A 22,263-nucleotide genomic window follows, 5' to 3' on the forward strand; every position below is an offset into this window, starting at 1 on the left:
TATGCAACAAAAGAATATACCGTGAATTCGATGAGAGAGAACAAACCTGTATCGTGCCGTTAATGCACGATACAGGAGAGATTTGCAATTGTAGAGGTAAAAATCAGTACAGTTTTTTCGCTGTATCGTACCAATCTTTCTTAAAGACGCGCTTCATGTTCATTACCGCATCAATAATGTCATGGTGAACCAATTTTTCGTTTTGGATCCCGACACAACGACCGCCATAGCCCTCTAAAAGGAGCTGAATAGAGTATGCCCCCATACGCGAGGCCAAAATACGGTCATAGGCAACAGGCGATCCACCACGTTGAATATGCCCCAGTACCGTTGCACGCGTTTCATGATGGGTTTCTGCTTCAATATATTTAGCTAATTCATCAACATCGCAAACATGTTCTGTAATCGCAACGATGGCATGTCGCTTGCCTTTCTCAATACCTTGTTTGATTTCAGACAACAGCTCTTCACGATCATAAGCCATTTCATTTTCAGGCAAGACTAAGAACTCACACCCTCCCGCAATCGCCGCGGATAGCGTTAAATCACCACAGTAGCGTCCCATCACTTCAACAATAGAAATACGTTTGTGAGAAGTTGAGGTATCACGCAGACGGTCAATCGCTTCAACAACGGTTTCAAGGGCAGTGAAGTAACCAATGGTATAGTCTGTTCCTGCAACGTCATTATCGATAGTGCCGGGTAGACCAATACATGGGAAACCAGCTTCTGTTAATGCTTTAGCACCGAGATAAGAACCATCACCACCAATCACGACCAGAGCATCAATATGATTTTTTTTCAGATTCTCAATGGCAACAGCACGAACTTTTTCATCGCGGAATTGAGGAAAACGCGCAGATCCGAGGAAGGTACCACCGCGGTTAATCATGTCAGAAACACTATAACGGTCTAGCTGTTTCATGCGATTTTCATATAAACCTAGATATCCATCATAGATACCCATGACTTCTAACCCTTCGCTCAATGCAGCACGTACCACGCCGCGGATTGCAGCATTCATACCTGGTGCATCACCACCGCTTGTTAATACCCCAATTCTTTTAATCTGCTTGACCATGATGACCTCTGATTAATGAATATAAATTGCAAATCGATAAAAGACACAACACCTGCGCTTTTCTACATCAAATTCGATTATAAACCATCGTGCTGAATTGATTCACCTACCACTATAATACGGTAAAGGTACTGATATACCTGTTTTCCATCAAGTTTTGATACTTTATTGTGATCCAGTCTACACAATTTTAGTTCATAAAATGGATTACCGTAAAAACACAGGCTCACTATAGCGGTTGTTGCCTTACTTCGAAACAAAAATTAAGTCTCCATCATAGCATTGATATGAAATAGAAAGTTAACCTTGCGAGTTAAACATCAGCGGCAGTCACTCGCACGGTTATCTATATTCACATGATAAAGCGCCATTATTCACGGGTGTTAAGGAAGCCAAGGTGAACCTCCTTGCATCATTCCCCAGTAGCGTGAGGACGACAACATGCCGTCGTTGGGTTGCTAAACACAACAACTGTCGCGAGGTATAAAATTTGATAGGCTTTAGTTGAGTGCTTGACCCGCGCGGGTTCAAGCACTTTTTTCATTTTGGAGTTAATCGAACACAGAAGCCAAATTACGTATAAAAATAACGTGTTAAGTGAAAGAATATTGGCGCTGCGAAACATAACGAGTCGATACGGTCTAACATGCCACCATGCCCTTCAATAATTGCGCCGAAATCTTTAATACCACTATCACGTTTGATCGCCGACATACATAACCCCCCGACGAATCCCATTAAAGTGATCGCAAGAGACATCAATCCTGCAACCCACCAACTGAAAGGCGTTACCCAATATAAACAGATCCCGATAAGCACCGAAGAGAGTATGCCACCGATAAAGCCTTCAATTGTTTTATTAGGACTTAATTTTGGCACTATCGGATGTTTGCCAAACAATTTCCCAAACACATACTGCAACACATCAGAAAGTTGGGTCACAACAATTAAAAACAGGAGTAATTTTACATTCTCGCCTTCATAACCTTGAATATCTAACATCAATAAAGCAGGAACATGACTTAAACAAAACACCGCAACTAACATGCCCCACTGAATTTTGGCTGTGCGTTCAAGAAAATGATAAGTATCCCCCGCTAAAGCGATACGTGTCGGTAAGAAAAGAAATACGAATACCGGTACAAAAATAGAAAACATGCCATACCACTGAATACCAACCAAAACATATTGCAACGGCAGGAATATAAAAAAGCACCAAAATAACGCTTCATGATCACTACGTCGAGTTGGCGTTAAAGTAATAAACTCTCTCAATGCGAAAAATGAAATTAGCGCAAATAAAATCACAACACCGATATTGCCTATCACAACGGCCAATACACACACGATACACATCAACCACCATGCACGTATTCTGGCATTTAAATTGTCGATTGTAGGATTGCTCTTTTCTCCTGAATAGCGATAAGCAAGGATCCCACCAATGATACTGGCTACCACGAGTATACTGAATACACCCGATAGCAATAACACGATCTCGCTATCCCAAAGGCTCATGGCATCAACTCCTCTAATGCAGATTTAGCGCGTTGTAAAAATTCAGCTTTAGATTCATCCTCGCCTAATGGCGAGAGAGGCGCTCCCACTACCGCGGAACAAATAACGGGAACCACGAGCTTGGAGCCTTTTGGCAACACACGGTTTAAATTTTCAAGATAAACAGGAACCACTTCGACATGAGGAAATTTTTTAGCTAGGTGGTAAATACCACTTTTGAAATGACTTAATTCTTCGCCATCGCCGCGAGTGCCTTCCGGAAAGAGGATCAATGATTGTTGCTGTACTAACACCGCTTCTAACGGCGCTAATATATTGTCTTTGGCGGCACCCTCCCCTTTTCGATCAACCAATACGGCTCGGAATACTTTATTAACCAAATAACGTCTAAACGGTGTTTTATCCCAATAATCTTTTGCTGCCACAGGATGGACGGTATGGCGCATTAAAGGAGGTAAGCCAGACCAAATAACAAGACCATCAAGGTGACTAGAGTGATTCGCATAATATATACGAGACGTCATCGTTGGTTGACAACCGACCCAACGCGTACGTACACCGGTTAATAAGCGGCAAGTAAATGATAATAACATCCCCATTCCTTTTGCCATCAAAGAAACTCTTTGAGCTTTTTCCATCTTTATTCCTTGCAAAGCGTTTTTCTATTTTTCTACCCAGTTCTTAGTCAGAAGGGATAAATATTTTTTAATTAACACATCAGAAATGAAAATTAAGACTTAAGCTAAACGGGTTTATTTATTAGCACAACAGGGAAGCTCTGAATTCCTCTTATTTGAGATTACACTCGCAGACACGCTGCAAATTCTCTGAAAAAACTCACAAAAAATGCAAAAAAAAGTGCAGCGATGGATTCACCATAGCTGCACTTCAATATGATTGTTGACTAACAAAAAGGCTTATTTATCAGCCGCAATACGGTCACGGATATGTTGAGCACGTTCAGCTGACGGTGGATGCGAGTCAAACATGCTGCTTTCGCTACCGCCCAGTTTTGCTAATTTTTCAAAACTGGTTGCCAGACCTTCGGTTTTAATTCCACGCTTTTTCAGCAGGTCATAAGAGAAATCATCCGCCTGACTTTCTTGGTGTTGAGAGAACTGAGAGTTAACCAGTTTTTCACCCAATGCAGCAACCTGAGACGCGCTCAATTGCTCAACCACGCCACCTGCTGAAGCCGCTGCGGTGCGGGCAGCAACAGCGGCATAAGCAACTTGCATAGCTTTACGTGAGTGACCCAGTGCAACGTGGCCCATTTCGTGGCCTAATACACCTTCAACTTCATTATCATTCATCATATCCATCAAACCGCTATAAACACGCACACAGCCATTCGCCATTGCCCACGCATTTACTTCATCGGTCAGATAAACTTTATAGTTAACAGGAGTGCCATCGATTTCATTGCCTAATGCTTTAGCAATTTTATCTAAGCGCTTCGAGTATTTGCTAGAAGCAGGTGCAATTTTATTTTGTGCATCCATCTCTTTACATGACTGGTCACTTAATTGCTTCACGTCACCGTCAGTTAAAGTAGCAGCTTGCAGTAATTGCATACCCGAGTTTGTTAGCATGCCCTGATCTAAGTTTTTACATCCCGTCAAAATCACGGCTGAAACAGCGACTGCAACAAGCGCCTTCATCTTCATCATATTTTTTCCTTTGCAATACACATAACCATTCTTTTTAAGGTTTTAAAGACTATAAAGTCTGCAAAAAATAACAATAGGAATATAGTAAGAATCGACTTATAAAGTGAAGTTCATCTGTTTTTTATCTCAATAGTAGAATTTGCAGCAGAATAAATCACGATAGACTAAATAATATGATTAAAATTAAATAACAGGAAAGCCCTATCCCGATATTAACCTGTGCACAATTCAACTGTTCATATTCATTAAATCAGTCTTTTTTGGATTTATAAGGCCTATGATACATAGTAATAGGCAAAAAAATAGCCCCAAGAAGGGGCTGTAAAAGACAGGGATGGTGTCTATGGCAAGGAAAAACTTCACTTATTGCTACTTCACTACTACGATCAAGAGAATTTCGAATTAAACAACTTCAACAAAACTATTTACTGTAAAGCCTGAAATTGAGACATCTTCTGTTGATGGATCTGCTCAAGTTGGGCTTTCTGCTCAGGTGTTAATAGCTGGTACAACTCATGGTGAATACGCGCCATTTCAACACGCTGGGCCAATTCTTTTTGCATATGTTTTTCTAACTGGTCACGAACCGCTTTTTCATCAAAATCATCGGCGATGATTAAATTGTGCAGTGCTTCACGCTCTTGCATGGAAACTGGGTTATCAAATTGATAACGACGCTGTGTTGCCATTAAATCTCGCAATTGCTGACGCTGTTTTTCATTTAACGTGATACCATTAAACATAAATGTACTTGTGCGTTCTGCATTACCAAACAGCTCATGGTGCTGAAGCTGAGCAACTACTGATGGAGACTCCGGCTCATTTTGCATTTGTAACATTAGGGGAGTCGATGAATCACCAGTTTGAATAATATTTTCTGGTGTATCCCCAAAAGCCGTCACTGATCCGATAATAAATGCAGAGGTTAACGTCAACATAACTGTTGTTTGTGCTGTTCTTTGCATTCCCAACTCCTTGTTCTCGGACAGTGCTCGTGATTCAATGTAGACAACTATACGCTGGTGGCTGCAAACTAGCGTCAGAGCATGTAAAAGAACGTAAAGTCATGGAATCGTGAAGATTGTTATCGTATTTTGGCAGCTGGAGGACTTAAACACATGCATAAAATCCTATTAGTTGATGACGACCGTGAACTCACGTCGCTCTTAAAAGAACTGCTCGAAATGGAAGGTTTCAACGTTGTCATCGCCTATGATGGTGAACAGGCTTTGCAACAACTTGATTCGTCCATTGACCTGTTATTACTCGATGTCATGATGCCAAAGAAAAATGGTATTGAGACATTAAAAGAGCTACGTCAAATCCACCAAACCCCCGTTATTATGTTGACTGCCCGCGGAAGCGAACTCGACAAAGTATTAGGGTTAGAATTAGGTGCTGACGACTATTTGCCTAAGCCTTTTAATGACCGTGAATTAGTCGCGCGTATCCGTGCATTATTGCGCCGCTCTAATTGGAGTGAACAAAACCAAGGAGATAACAGCAATACACCAGTATTACAGGTGGATAAACTACAATTGAATCCAGGCCGCCAAGAAGCTAGCTTTGACAATGAAATTCTTGACCTAACAGGTACCGAATTCACGTTACTGTATTTATTAGCACAGCACCTTGGTCAAGTTGTTTCAAGAGAACATTTAAGTCAAGAAGTGCTCGGTAAGCGGTTAACACCGTTTGACCGTGCAATTGATATGCACATATCTAACTTACGCCGTAAACTCCCAGAACGTACAGATGGTCAACCTTGGTTTAAAACCTTGCGTGGCCGTGGATACTTGATGGTTTCAGCAACATGATAAATAGCTTAACCGCGAGAATATTTGCGATTTTCTGGTTTACCCTCGCACTAGTTTTAATGCTAGTGCTGATGGTACCCAAGCTAGACTCTAGGCAGCTCACTTCCCTACTGGAAAGTGAGCAACGCCAAGGGGAGATGCTTGAGCAACACATCGAAGCCGAACTTGCACAGGCACCGATGAACGACCTACTTTGGTGGCGACGTATTTCTAACTCCATCAAAAAATGGGCTCCCCCGGGGCAACGTCTCATCATTGTGACCAGTGAAGGACGTGTTATCGGTGCGATGCCCAGTGAAATGCAAGTGATCCGTAACTTTATCGGGCAATCCGACAACGCCGATCACCCGAAAAAGAAAAAATACGGACGAGCCGAAATTCTTGGACCGTTTTCCATTCGCGACGGTGAAGATCACTATCAACTCTATTTAGTACGACCGGCAAATAGCCCGCAATCAGACTTTATTAACTTATTGTTTGATAGACCATTCCTGCTGTTAATTGCCACCATGTTAATCAGTGCTCCGTTACTACTTTGGCTATCATGGAGTCTGGCTCGCCCTGCTCGTAAATTAAAAATGGCAGCTGACGATGTCGCAAAAGGCAATTTACGTCCACACCCTGAACTTGAATCTGGACCTCAAGAATTTCTTTCTACAGGTAATAGTTTTAACCAGATGATCAGTGCGCTTGATGGCATGGTCACCGCCCAACAACGTTTAATTTCTGATATCTCACACGAATTACGAACGCCATTAACTCGATTGCAGTTGGCAACGGCACTATTACGTCGTCGCCACGGTGAAAGTAAAGAGTTAGAACGCATCGAAACCGAAACCCATCGCTTAGATAGTATGATCAACGACTTATTGGTGTTATCACGTAGCCAACACAAAAATGAAATCCTCAGGGAGAACATTAAAGCCGATGATTTATGGGGAGATATTTTAGAGGATGCTCGCTTTGAAGCAGAGCAAATGAATAAAACGTTGGATGTAACCGCACCGCCCGGCCCATGGCCTATCTACTGCAACCCATCGGCAATTGGCAGTGCATTTGAAAACATTGTTCGTAATGCCCTTCGTTACTCTAATACACACATTGCGGTGAATTTTAAAGAGGAAAACAACGGCATATTAATCACTGTTGATGATGATGGCCCTGGGGTTAGCCCAGCAGACCGTGAAAATATTTTCCGCCCATTCTATCGCACTGATGAAGCTCGTGATAGAGAGACCGGAGGCACGGGGTTAGGTTTGGCGATTGTTGAAACAGCGATATCACAACATAAAGGTTGGGTAAAAGCTGACGATAGTCCACTTGGTGGTTTACGTTTGCAGATTTGGTTACCCGAACATGGTCGATAATCTTATCCAGCCATAAGCTTTATTTTAAGCCCTTTAAATAAGATTATTTAAAGGGCTTACTTTTTATTTTGCAATATTGATATCTCACTCACGCCCACCTATTTACTTAAGCATTCTTGCTTATTTCAATATCAACACGTTTTATCATCATTTTTTGATAGGAATTAAAAGCCATTTAAAAACAATAAATAGGAAGTTCTCATATTAATAAAAATGAATACTCGATATTAATCCCTCAATTTCTATTTATCTCGTGATCTATAATCATAAACAGACAAAATACCGGATATATTGATAATCTGCTTTTTATTTACTCAAAGATTACCTATTATATTGATATAGAACGCAGCACGCATGTCTAATCAATACGACAAATATCCCTGTAATCTCAGCGTGGCAATTATCACTCTTAATTTGCGTTCAATTTGAATTATTTTATAGGCAATTGTTTGCATCAAGACACAAAAAATTAGACGACTCAACTCAACGGATTCATCAATGAAAAAAATTAAGCTTACCAAGTTGGCCATCCTAACGTTATTGAGTGCAATGAGTGGTAACGCTCTTGCTGGAGGACTCGTATTACCCGATAACAATCTACGTAACGACCTCGCCTGGTTATCAGAGCGTAATGTTATCCAAATTAGTCTTTCAACATGGCCTTTATCGGCAGAAGAAATAACCCGCTCACTAAATAATGCCAATATCACCAATAGTGAACAAGAAGCGATAGTACAACGTATTAAGCAGCAACTAAACCGCACGAAAAATAGTGTTCAATTACAAACCTATTTATCCACTGGTAAGCCTTCCATGCCACAAGGATTCGCCCAAAGCGAATACAGTGATTTCCGTTACACCGTTGAAGGCAACTATAGTACCGACGATGTTGACTTAAATCTAAAAGCCAACGCTGAACGAGCGCTACGTGTTGAAAATGGCTCTGATTACAACCTTAATGGTTCTTATGGTGGCGTAAAAATTTGGAACCAATGGGTAAGTTTCGGTGAAATCCCTCAATGGTGGGGACCTGGTCATGATGGTAGTTTGATTCGTACTGATGCAGCACGTCCAGTTACTGGTTTCCTTATGCAGCGTGCAGACCAAAGTCCATTTGAGACCCCTTGGCTGTCATGGATTGGTTCATGGCAATATCAGCTGACTGCTGGGCAAATTAAGCAATATCCTGTCCAATCAGGAGTGAAACTAATTGGCCTACGTGTAACAATGAATCCAACTGACTTTTTTGAATTAGGTGGGGCTAGAACAATTATGTGGGCTGGTGATGGTCGCCCTAGTTCAGCAAGCTCATTTTGGGATGCAATGACAGGCCATTCCAATACAACCGATAAATCCAAAGATCCAGGCAACCAATTAGCAGGATTTGATTTCAAACTTAAATTATACCCATTAATTAACTTACCACTTAGCGTATATGGGCAATATACAGGAGAAGATGAAGCTGGCTATCTCCCATCTCATAATGCTTATATGATGGGACTTGAAGGATACCATTCGTTGGCTGGTAACCCTCTTAGTTGGTACATAGAGGCAGCTAATACACGAACCGAATGGAATAACTACAATGTTATGTATATGCATTCAGTATATAAAGCAGGCTATTACCAGCAAGGATACCCTTTAGGGCATGCTATGGGGGGAGATGGAAGGATGCTGTCAACGAAAATAGAATATACTTTAGATGATAGTAACCGTATCAGTACTCGATTAATGTATGCAAAAGTAAATCCCAAAAACCAATGGCAAAATAAAGCATTCCCTGAGTCAGAAACGATTAAAGGTCTTGATTTAGGCTGGTGGCATAATTTTGACGACCGAGTTAGTACAGACGCTAAAGTCTGGGTTTCGAAAACCGATTACGATACCCGTGATGATATCGGTGCTTCCGTGATGGTGACACTGCCATTCAAGTGGTAATACTCCCCCTTATCTAAAAGACATACCCTAGCAGCCTTTCCATGCAGCTAGGGTATTATTCATTTTTTGACACCTTCTCATTCGCAATTAGTTAAGGCCACACTATAATTAACACGAGAAATCGCTTATTGAGTGTTCTTGAGTTATTACATCAAAAATTAATTATCTTAATTTATCAATTAAACGCCTTTTACGAATATTCATTGGCAACCAAAAAATAAAAATGATGTATATCTCAATTATTCAAGTTATCTTAACGCGATACTCTTGTAACGAGAGAGTTATTAGTTTAATTAAGATAATACCTTGACAAAAAATAGGGTTATTTTATCTCTCTTAAAATAAAATGTTGCCAATTATCAAACGTTATTTAGGAAAAATATAACCTTATAATTTAAAAGAATTTATATGATTTACAAAACCAATAAGACTATTCTTTAAGACTATCACATTAATAGTCATAACCTATATTTAGTGTTATTATTAGTGGCTTTCGCTTGACCGAGTCAGCGTAGAGGCATACCCTCTCGGGGGGTAAAAACGATAAGAAATGCTTATCAATTGAGCAGTTGCATAAAAATGTAATGTTATCAATTAATAAGCATAGATATAGAATTCAATGGTGCTCTGGGACCCGACAACCCAGTGCGGTAGCTATGGCTATATCTCATAATATACAACATGGCTTAGCCACTATAAATTTGTATGAAACTCAATCAACATGAATGACTATAACTATAAAAATTAAGATTTTAAATTAGTTTATAGTTCATCTTTATTCTATTAAATAATCTCATTATTAAAATTTGTAAGGTTAGATATGTCAATAATTGATAGCTTAGAAGCAAAGATAAACAATAACTCTGCAGTTGTTGCTATTGTAGGTCTTGGGTACGTAGGGTTACCCTTAATGCTTAGATATAATGAAATTGGTTATAAAGTAGTTGGTTTTGATATTGATGAAAATAAAGTTACTCAATTGAATAACGGTCAAAGCTATATAGAGCATATATCATCAAATAGAATTACATCTGCCATAAAAACAGGCTTTAAAGCTACAACAGATTTTTCTCATATTAGCGAATGCGATATTATCATTTTATGTGTTCCTACTCCTCTAAACAAATATAGAGAACCCGATATCAGTTTCATTATTGATACAACAGACATGCTTAAACCTTTTTTACGAAAAGGGCAATTATTATCTCTAGAAAGTACCACATATCCTGGAACAACTAACGAAGAGTTATTGCCGCGTATTGAAGAGAAAGGCTTTATCGTTGGTGAGGATATTTTTCTTGTTTATTCCCCTGAGCGAGAAGATCCCGGTAATCCAAATTTTGAAACGCGAACAATACCTAAAGTTATCGGTGGACACACCGATTCATGCTTGAGAGCAGGTAAAGCAATATATAGTAAAGCGATTGAGCAAATAGTCCCTGTTAGTTCAACTAAAGCAGCTGAAATGACTAAATTATTAGAGAATATTCACCGAGCGGTTAATATTGGATTAGTTAATGAAATGAAAATAGTTGCCGACAAAATGGGAATTGATATCTTTGAAGTTATTGATGCTGCTGCAACAAAACCATTCGGATTTACAGCATATTATCCAGGTCCGGGATTAGGAGGCCATTGCATACCAATTGATCCTTTCTATCTGACATGGAAAGCGCGCGAATACGGTGTAAATACTCGCTTTATAGAGCTGTCCGGAGAAATTAATCGTGCTATGCCAGAATATGTTTTAAATAAATTGATTGATGGTCTTAATCAGCAAGGGAAGGCACTAAGCCGCAGCAAAGTACTTATTTTAGAAATTGCATATAAGAAAAATGTTGATGATATGCGAGAGTCACCATCTGTTGAGTTGATGGAGATTATCCAAGAAAAAGGTGCGACTATCGCTTATAGCGATCCCCATGTTCCAGTTTTCCCAAAAATGCGAGAACATCATTTCAATCTATCAAGTGAGGAAATCTCAATTGATACTCTATCAAAATTTGATGCCATCATCCTTGCCACTAATCATGATAAATTTGACTATCCACTAATTAAAAAACATTCTAAATTACTGATCGATACGCGAGGTATTTATCGCGAACCGGCAGAAAATATAATTAAAGCGTAAAATTTATATTTAATGTTAAATTAAAGGATTATAAAATGAAAAAATTTGCCTTAATTGGTGCGGCTGGTTATATTGCCCCCCGCCATATGAAAGCTATTATAGAGACCAATAATGAACTATCTGTAGCTTATGATATTAATGACTCTGTTGGAATAATTGATAGTATTTCCCCCCAAAGTGAATTTTTTACAGAGTTTGAACGTTTTTCTGATTACTCATATCGCTTACAACGTAATGCTGAAACACGGTTAGATTACGTTTCAATCTGTACTCCAAACTATCTCCATTTATCTCATATTACTGCAGGCCTACGATTAGGTTGTGATGTTATTTGTGAGAAGCCTTTAGTACCAACTTCAGAACAACTTGATGAATTAGCTTTAGTAGAAAAAGAAACTGGAAAAAAAGTATATAACATTCTTCAGTTACGTCACCATCAAGCAATACTCGACTTAAAAGAAAAAGTTAATAATGCAAATAAAGCAGAAAAATATGACGTTGAGTTGACATATATAACATCTCGCGGTAAATGGTATATGGAAAGTTGGAAAGGTGATCCTCGAAAATCATTTGGTGTTGCAACAAATATAGGTGTGCATTTCTTCGATATGCTGCATTTTATTTTTGGTAAACTAGAAAAAAATCATCTGCATTATGCTGATGAACAGAAAGCCGCAGGCTATCTTGAATATGAAAATGCACGTGTACGTTGGTTTTTATCAATTGATGCAAACGACTTACCTGAATCAGTTAAAGGAAAACAAACAACTTATCGTTCGATAACAGTTGATAATGATGAAATAGAATTTTCAAAAGGGTTCACAGATTTACATACTATAAGTTATAAAGAAATTTTAGCTGGTCGTGGGTATGGCTTAGAAGATGCAAGACATTGTATTGAAACAGTCAATACAATAAGAGATTCTCAACCAACTACAGCAGCAGCTAATGAAGCTCACCCTTTCTTAAGCCAACTAATTAAATAGAGATGACGGTAGACACCATGAGTTATTATCAACATACTAGTGCAATCATTGATGAGGGAGCACAAATAGGATCTGGCTCTCGGGTATGGCATTTTGTCCATATATGTAGTGGAGCAAAAATTGGAGAAAATGTCTCATTAGGTCAAAATGTTTTTGTTGGTAATAAAGTTATTATTGGCAACAAATGCAAAATTCAAAATAATGTCTCAGTATACGATAATGTTATTCTTGAAGAAGGCGTGTTTTGTGGTCCAAGCATGGTGTTTACTAATGTCTACAACCCTCGCTCATTAATTGAACGTAAAGACCAATATAAAAATACGCTCGTAAAAAAAGGGGCAACTTTAGGTGCTAACTGTACAATAGTTTGTGGCGTGACTATTGGGGAATTTGCTTTTATTGGCGCAGGAGCAGTAGTTAATAAAGATGTTCCTAATTATGCTTTAATGGTAGGCGTACCTGCTAAGCAAATAGGTTGGATGAGCGAATTTGGTGAACAGCTAGATATACCATTAAATGGTAATGCCGAATCTATTTGTCCACATACTGGTGATAAGTATGTGCTAACAGGTAATCGCCTTCAAAAAATAAAAGCTTAAAAATTAATAACGAGAAAAATTATGCAATTTATCGACCTAATTACACAACAAGCACGTATAAAAGATAAAATTAATAAAGGTATTCAAAATGTTTTAACTCATGGGCAATACATCTTAGGCCCTGAAGTTAATGAGTTAGAAGAAAAATTAGCTATCTATACAGGTTCTAAATACTGTATTAGTGTTGCAAATGGTACAGACGCATTACAAATAGCTTTAATGGCCTTCAATATTAAACCAGGAGATGAGGTGATTACCCCTGGCTTTACTTATATTGCTACAGCTGAAACTGTTGCGCTATTAGGTGCAAAACCTGTTTATGTAGACATAAACCCAAAAACTTATAATTTGGATCCGACAAAACTTGAAGCTGCAATAACACCGAGAACAAAAGCCATCATACCTGTATCATTATATGGGCAATGTGCTGACTTTGATACAATAAACGCAATTGCTGCCAAGTATAAAATTCCTGTCATTGAAGATGCAGCCCAAAGCTTTGGAGCTTCATATAAAGGCAAAAAATCCTGCAACTTAAGTACAATTGCTTGTACTAGTTTTTTTCCAAGTAAGCCCTTAGGTTGTTATGGTGATGGTGGAGCTATTTTTACAAACGATGACCAACTAGCATTAATCATGAGACAAATTGCCCGTCATGGTCAAGATAAACGTTATCATCATATCAGAGTTGGTATCAATAGCCGTTTAGATACATTGCAAGCCGCTATTTTACTATCTAAACTAGAAATTTTTACGGAAGAAATTGAATTACGAAATAAAGTTGCACAAATGTATACTTTATTGCTGAATGATATAGGAATAATAACGACTCCTTATATTGAAGAGCATAATATCAGTGCATGGGCACAATATACTATTCGGGTCAAAGATCGAAATTTGATTCAAGAAAAATTAAAATCTCTAGGAATCCCTACTGCTGTACACTATCCTACTCCATTAAATAAACAACCAGCTGTTGCTGATCAAAATGTATTATTACCAATAGGGGATGAAATAGCAAAAGAAGTGATGAGCTTACCAATGCATCCTTATATGACTGAGGAAAATATAAAAAAAGTAGTATCGTCACTGAAAAATTAAATTTAAAATGGCATTATTCAATAAAGCAAAACTTCTTAAGAATCCATTTTTACGCCGTGTCAGCCTATTAGTAGGAGGCACGGCTATTGGACAATTTATTAGCGTAATATCTTTACCTATATTAACTCGACTATATTCCCCAGAAGCTTTTTCTAATCTCGCTATATATGTATCTATATTGTCATTACTTACGGCAATCTCCTGTATGAGGTTAGAAATTGCAATTCCACTACCTAAATCAAATAAAATAGCAGCTGCTCTTTGCACTCTTTCTATTATAAGTACAATTTCATTTAGTATATTAATAACTCTAGTAATCCTATATTTACCAGATTTATTTATTATATTAACTGATAATAAAATTAAAAATTTTATTTGGTTAATTCCTTTGGGTGTATTAGCGGTTGGTATATATAATGCACTACAATACTGGAGTACTAGAAATAAAAAATTCAACTTAATTTCAAAAACAAGGATCACACAATCAATAGGTGGAAATAGTATCAAATTAGGGTCCGGTTTTTTATTTAATGGTTCTATCACAGGACTAATTCTAGGTCAGTTTTTATCACAAAGCGTTGGTTTTATTAGTTTAGGCTTATCCTTAATAAAAAATGACTGGAATATATTTAAAAAACTTAAATTTAATCACTTAAAAATAGCATTAAAGCGTTATGATAAATTCCCTAAATATTCAATTTTAGAGGCTTTTGCTAATATAGGAAGTATACAAATTCCTATACTAATAATAGCATCTTATTACATAACCTCCGAAACTGGTTATTTAATGATTGCAATGCAAATACTTGCCATACCCATGACACTGATTGGAAGTGCGGTCTCACAAGTATATCTTGCTGATGCATCTCAATATTTTCACCAAGGAAAACTAAAACAATTTACACGACGTACCATAATTAATTTATCCAAGCTAGCATTTTTTCCATTACTACTCACCGCAATAATTTCTCCGTTTGCAATACCCTATATCCTAGGAGATGAATGGCAACGTACAGGAATTTTAATTAGCTGGATGGTTCCCTGGTTTTTCATGCAATTTATTACATCTCCAATATCTATGTCATTACATATAACAGGAAACCAGAAAATAGCTTTATTTTTACAAGTTTTTGGTTTAGCAATTAGAGTTGGTTTAGTATCATTTGCTTTAAAATTTCATAGTTCATATATAGGAGAATATTATGCGTTATCTGGTTTTATTTTCTATTTAATATATCAGTTCACTATTCTATCTATAATTAACAAAAAATAATCTTTTTAATTAAAAAATTAAAAACATAAATCATGTATATAATAATTTCAATATTTGTACTTATAATTTCTAGTTTTTTGTTTAAACGTGCTGCTGGAACCCTCAGCATATTTAAGCCTAATTTAATAAGTTATATTTTCTATTATAATATAATTATAGAGGTTTTCTTAGCATCTATACTCGTAATTTTATATTTTGATAATCACTACATTATAAATAGAGTGGGTGCTGATGTACGATTTAATGCTTGGCTATCAGTCATGTACATGATGATAGCATTTCCAATAGGAATGTTGCTCTCTAAATCGATTTTTTTAAAGAAAAAATCGATGAAATCCTTTTTAGAGCAATATGTATCTTCTCCTATTCTTATTACAGGATCATCAGGTAATGCCTTAAAGTATTCAATATGGTGTTTTACTATTATTTCAACTTTATCTTGTCTTTATACATTCTTACAAATTGGATATTATCCTTTTTTAAAAGCTATCACTAGTAGCTCATCTGAATTAGCTTCTATTCGTATATCTGTATCACGAAATTTTTCTGGAGATGTATATATCCGAAATTTCTTTGCATTAATAATGATGCCTATACTTTCTTATGTTTGGCTTTTTTATTATATCGCGAACAAAAAAACATTAGATCTTTTAATGACCCTTTTTACTGTCTTTCTTTCAGTCTCAATTTTATATTATAATTTTTCAAAAAGTCCATTACTTTGGTATATATTGAGTTTTATTTTTGTTTATTATTATGGATTAGGTAAATTTAAAATTTTGCATTTAATTATACTAATTACAATAGTTATAATTAGTATAATAATAATGTATTCTATTGGTGGCGTATCTTCAGATCATATTTTAAATTATAATACAGGTCCTATTGGGCGAGTAATTCTAAGTCAAGCAGCAGGTCTTTATATCATGTTTGACATATTCCCCAACCCACATGATTTTATTGGTTTCTCATCTATATCACAGTTTTTATCTGATTTATTTGATTATGAATATGTTGATCGAGCAGCACGTATAGCTATGACCTCATTTAATCCAAGAGGAGTTGAAGATGGCACCGCTGGGGTGATGAATTCTATATTTATAGCTGAAGCATGGGCTAATTTTGGTATTCTAGGTGTTTTATTATCTCCTCTCTGGGTTGGTTTTATTATACAAACTCTTTATATATTTTTTTTAAAACGCCCTAAGAATCCCCTATACTTGGCATTTTTTGTTAGTTTTTCATTTGGAGGTTCTATAACTGGCGGTTTTAATGATTATATCTATAATCCTGGGCTTTTGATGATGATTATTCTGTTTCTTCTGATAATAAGCTTAGCTGCTGTTTTTAAAAAATACTCTCGTTTTACATCGACCAGATAATAATCTATATGAATATAATTTTTCACACACCTTTGCCTTTAAATACAAAAGCAACATCAGCAAGTGGCATTCGTCCATTAAAAATGTTATCAGCCTTTCAAGAACTTGGTTACCATGTTGACCTAATAACAGGCTATTCAAATGAGCGAAGAAAGTGCATTAAACAAATAAAGAAAAACATTAGAAATGGCAAGAAATATGATTTTGTTTATTCCGAATCATCAACAATGCCAACTATATTAACTGATACTCATCATTTACCGCTACATCCTTTAACAGATTATTTTTTCTTCAAATTTTGTAATAAAAATAATATTCCTATAGGCTTATTCTATCGCGATATTTATTGGTTGTTTGATAGTTATGGTAAAAATCTTAGCCCTCTTAAGCGATTTATTGCTAAAACTTCCTACAAATTTGATCTCTGGGTTTACAAAAAAACATTAAAAACACTTTATCTTCCATCTACTGAGATGGGGAAATATATTCCTACAGTTCCAACTGAAATTTTCAAAACACTTCCACCAGGTCATTCTACCTCCAATATTAATTACTCTTCAAAGACTACACTTACAAACGGAAATTTAAGATTATTTTATGTTGGTGGTTTCTCTGATCATTACAAAATGCATAAATTGTTTGATGCTATCCAACAACTACCCAAGGTTGAATTAACAATTTGTACACGTGAGATAGAATGGCTTTCAGCAAAACGAGAATATCCCTATATTCCAGAAAATATAAAAATTGTTCACTTATCTGGAGAGGAAATGGAAAAAAAACTCAGTGCAAGTGATATAACAATGTTATTTGTAGAACCACATGAGTATTGGACTTTTGCATCTCCAGTGAAATTATATGAATACTTAGGATATCAAAAGCCTATTATATCCAGTAAAGGAACTTTAGCTGGAAGCTTTATTAAAAATAATAATATAGGTTGGGTCATTCCATATGATACAAATATATTAATTAATTTATTAACTAATATTATTAATGATCCTAGCCAATTAGATAGCATACATGAAAATTTAAAAAAACTAGCACCTAATCACTCTTGGCAATCAAGAGCTAAACAAGTATGTAAGGATCTAACCCAGTGAAAATTGTTCTTCTTTCTGCAGCTTCATCTATACATACGGTTCGATGGGCAAATGGCTTAGATTCAATCGGCCATGAGGTTCATGTAATTAGCCAGCACCCGGCTATAGATTCTTTTAATCCTACCGTTAAAGTACACCTTTTACCTTATCGTGGAGCGCTTGGCTATTTTACATCAGTTCTTTCTGTTAGAGCGTTACTAAACAAAATTAATCCTCATATTGTCAACGCTCATTATGCAAGTGGCTATGCGACTACAGCAAGATTAGCTGGCTACCATCCTTGGTTACTATCTGTTTGGGGAAGTGATATATATGATTTCCCTAATAAAACTTATATTCATAAATGGCTAGTCCAAAAAAACTTGCGTGCGGCTGATCATGTTGCTTCAACTAGTTATTGTATGGCTGATGAAACCCGTAAACTAGTACCTGAACTAAATGATATATCTATCACACCCTTTGGTGTTAATTTAAATGATTACTCTAATTTACCGCCTTTATCATCAAAACAAGAAGGGAAATTAGTTATAGGAACAGTCAAAACCATGAAACCTAAATATGGTATTGATACTCTTATAGAGGCTTATAGTATTTTAACGAAACGCTTTCAAAATAATCCTGAACTGATTCTTCCTCGGCTAGAATTAAGATTAGTTGGTGGTGGTGAGCAAACAAAACAATTACAATTATTAGCAGCTAACCTAGGTATCTCAGATAGCGTTAAATTTATTGGGCAAGTGCCTCACTCTTGTGTTCCTCAAGAATTAGCGAAACTAGATATATACGTAGCGTTGAGTCGATTAGATAGTGAAAGTTTTGGTGTTGCTATTGTAGAAGCAAGCGCATCAGCACGCCCAGTGATAGTTTCTGATGCAGGAGGTCTACCTGAAGTTACTGTTAATGGTGAAACTGGTATCATAGTACCTCGGGACGATCCTGAAGCGGCGGCGGATGCTCTTGAGAAATTAATATTAAATCCAGAGCTACGTCATAGTATGGGAATCAATGGGCGCTTACACGTATCTAAATATTATTCTTGGGATCAGTGTATTAGTACGATGCTTGATACTTATAAAAAAACAATACAAAATTATAAATAATGTATAATGATAAAACATTTTCCAAATTCAAATATTTTATTATTTTTCTTAACGAAGCCTAAATTAAACGTTTGAATTAATAGTTCAGCGTAAAGAATGAAAGTTACAATATTATTCTAGTCAGTAAAATTAAAAATATTTTATATTTTACTTAAAAGGCTTAATTTATAAAACATAAAAAATTAATAAATTTTCTATTAAAGGTAAGTTAATGAGTAAGACTATTTGGATAGTTCATCAGTATGCATCTACGCCGGAAACAGGTATGGGAGGTAGACATTACTATCTGGGAAGTGAATTAGCTAAACAAGGCTATACTGTTTATCTTATAGCATCAGCCTCAAATCATTTATTAAGACATCCCCCTGAGATAAATACATCATATCAAATTCAGACTATTTCTAATAACTTTCATTTTGTTTGGGTTAAAATGCCTTTATATGATAATGCTCATAGTAAGCAACGAGCTATAAATTGGTTTTTATTCCCATTGCGTATACAAAAATTAGCTAAAGCTATCACTCAAAAACCTGATGCCATTCTATCATCATCTCCCTCTCCTTTTGCATTTTGGGGAGCTCGTAGACTAGCAAATAAATATACTGCTCGTTTAATATTTGAAGTTAGAGATATCTGGCCATTAACACTCACCGAAATAGGTGGATATTCTACTAGGAACCCCTTTATTCGACTGATGCAATGGACTGAAGATAAGGCTTATTATTATTCTTCTTCTGTGGTTTCAAATCTTCCTAATTCAATTGAACACATGGCTCAACATGGTATGGACAGAAAAAAATTCTCTTGGATTCCTAATGGATTTTCTTTAGATGAAGTGAATAAAAAAACTCCTTTGAATTTAATAGCCTGTAATCAATTACCTAAAAATAAATTTATTGTTGGCTATACAGGCACTATTGGTATAGCTAATGCTTTAGATAACCTCTTAGAAGCTGCATATAGATTACGAGACAATGCTGAAATATCTTTCGTTTTAGTTGGTGATGGTAAAGAAAAACAAACTTTACAAAGAAAAGCCCAAGAAATGAATCTAAATAATGTATTTTTCATAGACCCAATACCAAAGATTGAAATTCAATCTATGTTAAACTTATTTGATGTATGCTTTATTGGCTGGTTAGATGACCCCCTCTATAAGTTTGGGATTGGCGCAAATAAAATTCCGGAATACCTCTACTCAGGTAAACCAATTATACATGCATACTCCGGCTCCGATGATCCAATAAAAGAAGCTAAAGCAGGTATTCAAGTACCTGCCAATAATCCACAGCAACTTGTTGAAGCTATATTAAAACTTTATAATATGACTTCACAAGAAAGGAATATTATGGGAGCTAATGGTCGAAAAGCAGCCTTAGAATTATATGAGTATTCTCAACTATCTAAGAAACTAGCTGACATTGCATTTCGTTAGTCTATAAGCCTAATTATATTTTGACTACTACAGGTTTAACTATTCTCACACTACCTTTGGAATGTAAACCTTGGTCTAAAGATAATTTCTAATTAGAATAAAATCGTATAGTATTTAGTTTATACTTTTATAATTATAAACATATATAGGATAATTATGTGACCAGTAAACGCTTATCTATTTCATTCTTAGCCTTCAGTATATTACTCACTGGCTGTACCGTTACTCCCGGTGTCTATATGTCCACATCAGGTAAAAACGTCGTCGATACTGGCGATCGTGATATTTCTAAATTTGTGGATATCTACCCGATCTCACCAAAACTATTAGATGAGATGTATACCCCACAGGTTATTGCAAAACCTAACCCAACCTTAGAGAAGCAGCTTGCCACCTATGAATACCGTGTTGGTGTAGGTGATGTATTAACCATTACTGTCTGGGATCACCCTGAGCTCACCATCCCCGCCGGTTCTTACCGTAGCGCTGCGGACTCCGGTAACTGGGTACATTCAGACGGCACTATCTACTATCCGTATATTGGTAAAGTGAAAGTCATTGGTAAAACCGTCACTGAAATCCGTAATTTAGTGAGTAACCGCCTTGCAACTTATATTGAATCTCCGCAAGTGGATGTCAGTATCGCCGCCTTCCGCTCACAAAAAATGTATGTATCTGGCGAAGTTTCTAAACCAGGCACATTACCAATTACCAACGTACCATTAACGGTTTTAGAAGCCTTTAATAATGCCGGTGGTCTAACTGAAAAGGCCGATTGGGACAATGTCGTACTAACCCGTAATGGCAAAGAAATTAAAATCTCACTGCAAGCATTAGTTCAGTATGGCGACCTAACCCAGAACCATCTGATGCTACCGGGTGATGTGTTATACGTACCACGTAACGATGGGCAAAAAGTGTTTGTGATGGGGGAAGTCGGTCAGCCAAATACCCTAACCATTGACCGTGCCGGTATGAGTATCACCGAAGCTCTCAGTAAAGCAGGCGGTACAGATCAAACTACCGCTAATGCAACGGGTGTATTTGTTATCCGTCCAATTAAAAACCAAACCTCCGGTGATAAAGAATTAGACGCCCTACTGCCGAAGAAAATGGCAGCGGTTTATCAGTTAGATCTCTCTGATGCCACCTCCATGGTGATGGGAACAGAATTTAAGTTACAACCTTATGACCTGGTTTATGTCACTGCTGCCCCAGTGGTACGTTGGAACCGTCTAATCACTCAATTGTTACCAACCATCGCAACTTATAATCAATTAACCGAAGGGACTAAACGTATTCACGACTGGTAATCCGTATGTTTAACAATATTCTTGTTGTTTGTATGGGAAATATATGCCGCTCCCCCACTGGGGAGCGTTTATTACAAGCTCATTTTCCCAATAAAAAGATCCATTCCGCAGGCATTATCGCCAAAGAGGATCGCCCCGCGTATGATAGCGCTGTCCGTATTGCACAGAACCACAATCTCTCTTTAGATAATCACCAATCACGTCGTTTAACCAGTGAGTTATGTAAAGAAGCAGACTTAATCCTAGTGATGGAAAACGATCATATTGATAGAATCCATCAACAGTTCCCCGAAACACGTGGCAAAGTCATGTTGTTCGGCCAATGGCTAAATAAAACCGAGATCCCAGATCCGCATAAACGCAGTGATGAAATGTTTGAGCATGTTTATCAACTGATGGAAAAAGCCGTTATACAGTGGCAAGGGAAAATTTAATTTTACTATTTGAAG

General features: G+C 36.8%; 19 protein-coding genes. 14 read left to right on the forward strand and 5 right to left on the reverse strand.

Going from position 1 to position 22,263, the window contains the following annotated elements; all coding sequences use genetic code 11:
- Nucleotides 1-103 precede the first annotated feature (103 nt).
- The 5 genes from pfkA to ACWPW6_RS18085 all read right to left on the reverse strand — a co-directional run bounded on the left by pfkA (nucleotide 104) and on the right by ACWPW6_RS18085 (nucleotide 5,234).
- Complete coding sequence (pfkA, locus tag ACWPW6_RS18065) at nucleotides 104-1,081, reverse strand: 6-phosphofructokinase (RefSeq protein ID WP_154623650.1); 978 nt, start codon at nucleotides 1,079-1,081, stop codon at nucleotides 104-106.
- Between the two features lie 573 nt (nucleotides 1,082-1,654).
- Nucleotides 1,655-2,599 carry a phosphatidate cytidylyltransferase gene (locus tag ACWPW6_RS18070; RefSeq protein WP_154623649.1) on the reverse strand — a complete coding sequence of 315 codons (945 nt, stop codon included), beginning with the start codon at nucleotides 2,597-2,599 and terminating at the stop codon, nucleotides 1,655-1,657.
- Nucleotides 2,596-3,237 (reverse strand): lysophospholipid acyltransferase family protein, encoded by a 642-nt coding sequence (locus ACWPW6_RS18075; RefSeq protein WP_154623648.1) that lies wholly within the window; start codon nucleotides 3,235-3,237, stop codon nucleotides 2,596-2,598. Before ACWPW6_RS18075 ends, ACWPW6_RS18070 begins: the two co-directional genes overlap by 4 nt.
- Before the next feature lie 279 nt (nucleotides 3,238-3,516).
- Nucleotides 3,517-4,266, reverse strand: a complete 750-nt coding sequence (loiP, locus tag ACWPW6_RS18080; RefSeq protein ID WP_154623654.1) for a metalloprotease LoiP — start codon at nucleotides 4,264-4,266, stop codon at nucleotides 3,517-3,519.
- A 428-nt stretch (nucleotides 4,267-4,694) separates the two neighbouring features.
- A complete protein-coding gene (locus ACWPW6_RS18085) occupies nucleotides 4,695-5,234 on the reverse strand; it encodes a Spy/CpxP family protein refolding chaperone (RefSeq protein ID WP_154623647.1) in 540 nt (179 codons plus the stop codon).
- 153 nt (nucleotides 5,235-5,387) lie between these two features.
- Here ACWPW6_RS18085 and cpxR point away from each other — a divergent pair, with 153 nt between their 5' ends.
- From cpxR to ACWPW6_RS18155, 14 genes are all read left to right on the forward strand, one after another.
- The gene (gene cpxR, locus ACWPW6_RS18090) at nucleotides 5,388-6,086 is read left to right on the forward strand and encodes an envelope stress response regulator transcription factor CpxR (protein WP_004924392.1); all 699 of its coding nucleotides are present in this window, start codon (nucleotides 5,388-5,390) and stop codon (nucleotides 6,084-6,086) included.
- Complete coding sequence (gene cpxA / locus ACWPW6_RS18095) at nucleotides 6,083-7,453, forward strand: envelope stress sensor histidine kinase CpxA (RefSeq protein WP_154623646.1); 1,371 nt, start codon at nucleotides 6,083-6,085, stop codon at nucleotides 7,451-7,453. The genes cpxR and cpxA overlap by 4 nt, the downstream gene beginning before the upstream one ends.
- Before the next feature lie 498 nt (nucleotides 7,454-7,951).
- The gene (locus tag ACWPW6_RS18100) at nucleotides 7,952-9,391 is read left to right on the forward strand and encodes a capsule assembly Wzi family protein (protein WP_163863356.1); all 1,440 of its coding nucleotides are present in this window, start codon (nucleotides 7,952-7,954) and stop codon (nucleotides 9,389-9,391) included.
- An 820-nt stretch (nucleotides 9,392-10,211) separates the two neighbouring features.
- The gene (locus tag ACWPW6_RS18105; protein ID WP_249999515.1) at nucleotides 10,212-11,522 is read left to right on the forward strand and encodes a nucleotide sugar dehydrogenase; all 1,311 of its coding nucleotides are present in this window, start codon (nucleotides 10,212-10,214) and stop codon (nucleotides 11,520-11,522) included.
- Between the two features lie 35 nt (nucleotides 11,523-11,557).
- Nucleotides 11,558-12,508 carry a Gfo/Idh/MocA family protein gene (locus ACWPW6_RS18110; protein ID WP_163863360.1) on the forward strand — a complete coding sequence of 317 codons (951 nt, stop codon included), beginning with the start codon at nucleotides 11,558-11,560 and terminating at the stop codon, nucleotides 12,506-12,508.
- 17 nt (nucleotides 12,509-12,525) lie between these two features.
- On the forward strand, nucleotides 12,526-13,107 hold the full coding sequence (gene wbpD, locus ACWPW6_RS18115) for a UDP-2-acetamido-3-amino-2,3-dideoxy-D-glucuronate N-acetyltransferase (RefSeq protein ID WP_163762217.1): 582 nt from the start codon (nucleotides 12,526-12,528) through the stop codon (nucleotides 13,105-13,107).
- A 21-nt stretch (nucleotides 13,108-13,128) separates the two neighbouring features.
- Entirely contained in the window at nucleotides 13,129-14,208 is a 1,080-nt protein-coding gene (locus ACWPW6_RS18120) for a DegT/DnrJ/EryC1/StrS family aminotransferase (protein WP_272683016.1), read from the forward strand.
- A gap of 7 nt (nucleotides 14,209-14,215) precedes the next feature.
- Complete coding sequence (locus ACWPW6_RS18125; protein ID WP_163863362.1) at nucleotides 14,216-15,481, forward strand: lipopolysaccharide biosynthesis protein; 1,266 nt, start codon at nucleotides 14,216-14,218, stop codon at nucleotides 15,479-15,481.
- 32 nt (nucleotides 15,482-15,513) lie between these two features.
- A complete protein-coding gene (locus tag ACWPW6_RS18130; RefSeq protein ID WP_163863364.1) occupies nucleotides 15,514-16,863 on the forward strand; it encodes a hypothetical protein in 1,350 nt (449 codons plus the stop codon).
- A gap of 8 nt (nucleotides 16,864-16,871) precedes the next feature.
- Nucleotides 16,872-17,966 (forward strand): glycosyltransferase family protein, encoded by a 1,095-nt coding sequence (locus ACWPW6_RS18135; RefSeq protein WP_208852754.1) that lies wholly within the window; start codon nucleotides 16,872-16,874, stop codon nucleotides 17,964-17,966.
- Nucleotides 17,963-19,066: a glycosyltransferase gene (locus ACWPW6_RS18140; protein WP_163863367.1), complete on the forward strand. Its 1,104-nt coding sequence runs from the start codon at nucleotides 17,963-17,965 to the stop codon at nucleotides 19,064-19,066. The genes ACWPW6_RS18135 and ACWPW6_RS18140 overlap by 4 nt, the downstream gene beginning before the upstream one ends.
- Nucleotides 19,067-19,277: 211 nt before the next feature.
- The gene (locus ACWPW6_RS18145) at nucleotides 19,278-20,501 is read left to right on the forward strand and encodes a glycosyltransferase family 4 protein (RefSeq protein ID WP_163863369.1); all 1,224 of its coding nucleotides are present in this window, start codon (nucleotides 19,278-19,280) and stop codon (nucleotides 20,499-20,501) included.
- Nucleotides 20,502-20,659: 158 nt separating this feature from the next.
- Complete coding sequence (locus tag ACWPW6_RS18150; protein WP_163863371.1) at nucleotides 20,660-21,814, forward strand: polysaccharide export protein; 1,155 nt, start codon at nucleotides 20,660-20,662, stop codon at nucleotides 21,812-21,814.
- Between the two features lie 5 nt (nucleotides 21,815-21,819).
- A complete protein-coding gene (locus ACWPW6_RS18155; RefSeq protein ID WP_163863379.1) occupies nucleotides 21,820-22,248 on the forward strand; it encodes an arsenate reductase/protein-tyrosine-phosphatase family protein in 429 nt (142 codons plus the stop codon).
- The last annotated feature ends 15 nt before the right edge of the window (nucleotides 22,249-22,263 follow it).

Source organism: Providencia sp. Marseille-Q8014 (assembly GCF_965112055.1).

What these genes read in the sequence shown, in the direction of transcription:
- pfkA (WP_154623650.1), bottom strand. Translation starts at nt 1,081, where the DNA reads ATGGTCAAGCAGATTAAAAGAATTGGGGTATTAACAAGCGGTGGTGAT.
- ACWPW6_RS18070 (WP_154623649.1), bottom strand. Translation starts at nt 2,599, where the DNA reads ATGAGCCTTTGGGATAGCGAGATCGTGTTATTGCTATCGGGTGTATTC.
- ACWPW6_RS18075 (WP_154623648.1), bottom strand. Translation starts at nt 3,237, where the DNA reads ATGGAAAAAGCTCAAAGAGTTTCTTTGATGGCAAAAGGAATGGGGATG.
- loiP (WP_154623654.1), bottom strand. Translation starts at nt 4,266, where the DNA reads ATGAAGATGAAGGCGCTTGTTGCAGTCGCTGTTTCAGCCGTGATTTTG.
- ACWPW6_RS18085 (WP_154623647.1), bottom strand. Translation starts at nt 5,234, where the DNA reads ATGCAAAGAACAGCACAAACAACAGTTATGTTGACGTTAACCTCTGCA.
- cpxR (WP_004924392.1), top strand. Translation starts at nt 5,388, where the DNA reads ATGCATAAAATCCTATTAGTTGATGACGACCGTGAACTCACGTCGCTC.
- cpxA (WP_154623646.1), top strand. Translation starts at nt 6,083, where the DNA reads ATGATAAATAGCTTAACCGCGAGAATATTTGCGATTTTCTGGTTTACC.
- ACWPW6_RS18100 (WP_163863356.1), top strand. Translation starts at nt 7,952, where the DNA reads ATGAAAAAAATTAAGCTTACCAAGTTGGCCATCCTAACGTTATTGAGT.
- ACWPW6_RS18105 (WP_249999515.1), top strand. Translation starts at nt 10,212, where the DNA reads ATGTCAATAATTGATAGCTTAGAAGCAAAGATAAACAATAACTCTGCA.
- ACWPW6_RS18110 (WP_163863360.1), top strand. Translation starts at nt 11,558, where the DNA reads ATGAAAAAATTTGCCTTAATTGGTGCGGCTGGTTATATTGCCCCCCGC.
- wbpD (WP_163762217.1), top strand. Translation starts at nt 12,526, where the DNA reads ATGAGTTATTATCAACATACTAGTGCAATCATTGATGAGGGAGCACAA.
- ACWPW6_RS18120 (WP_272683016.1), top strand. Translation starts at nt 13,129, where the DNA reads ATGCAATTTATCGACCTAATTACACAACAAGCACGTATAAAAGATAAA.
- ACWPW6_RS18125 (WP_163863362.1), top strand. Translation starts at nt 14,216, where the DNA reads ATGGCATTATTCAATAAAGCAAAACTTCTTAAGAATCCATTTTTACGC.
- ACWPW6_RS18130 (WP_163863364.1), top strand. Translation starts at nt 15,514, where the DNA reads ATGTATATAATAATTTCAATATTTGTACTTATAATTTCTAGTTTTTTG.
- ACWPW6_RS18135 (WP_208852754.1), top strand. Translation starts at nt 16,872, where the DNA reads ATGAATATAATTTTTCACACACCTTTGCCTTTAAATACAAAAGCAACA.
- ACWPW6_RS18145 (WP_163863369.1), top strand. Translation starts at nt 19,278, where the DNA reads ATGAGTAAGACTATTTGGATAGTTCATCAGTATGCATCTACGCCGGAA.
- ACWPW6_RS18155 (WP_163863379.1), top strand. Translation starts at nt 21,820, where the DNA reads ATGTTTAACAATATTCTTGTTGTTTGTATGGGAAATATATGCCGCTCC.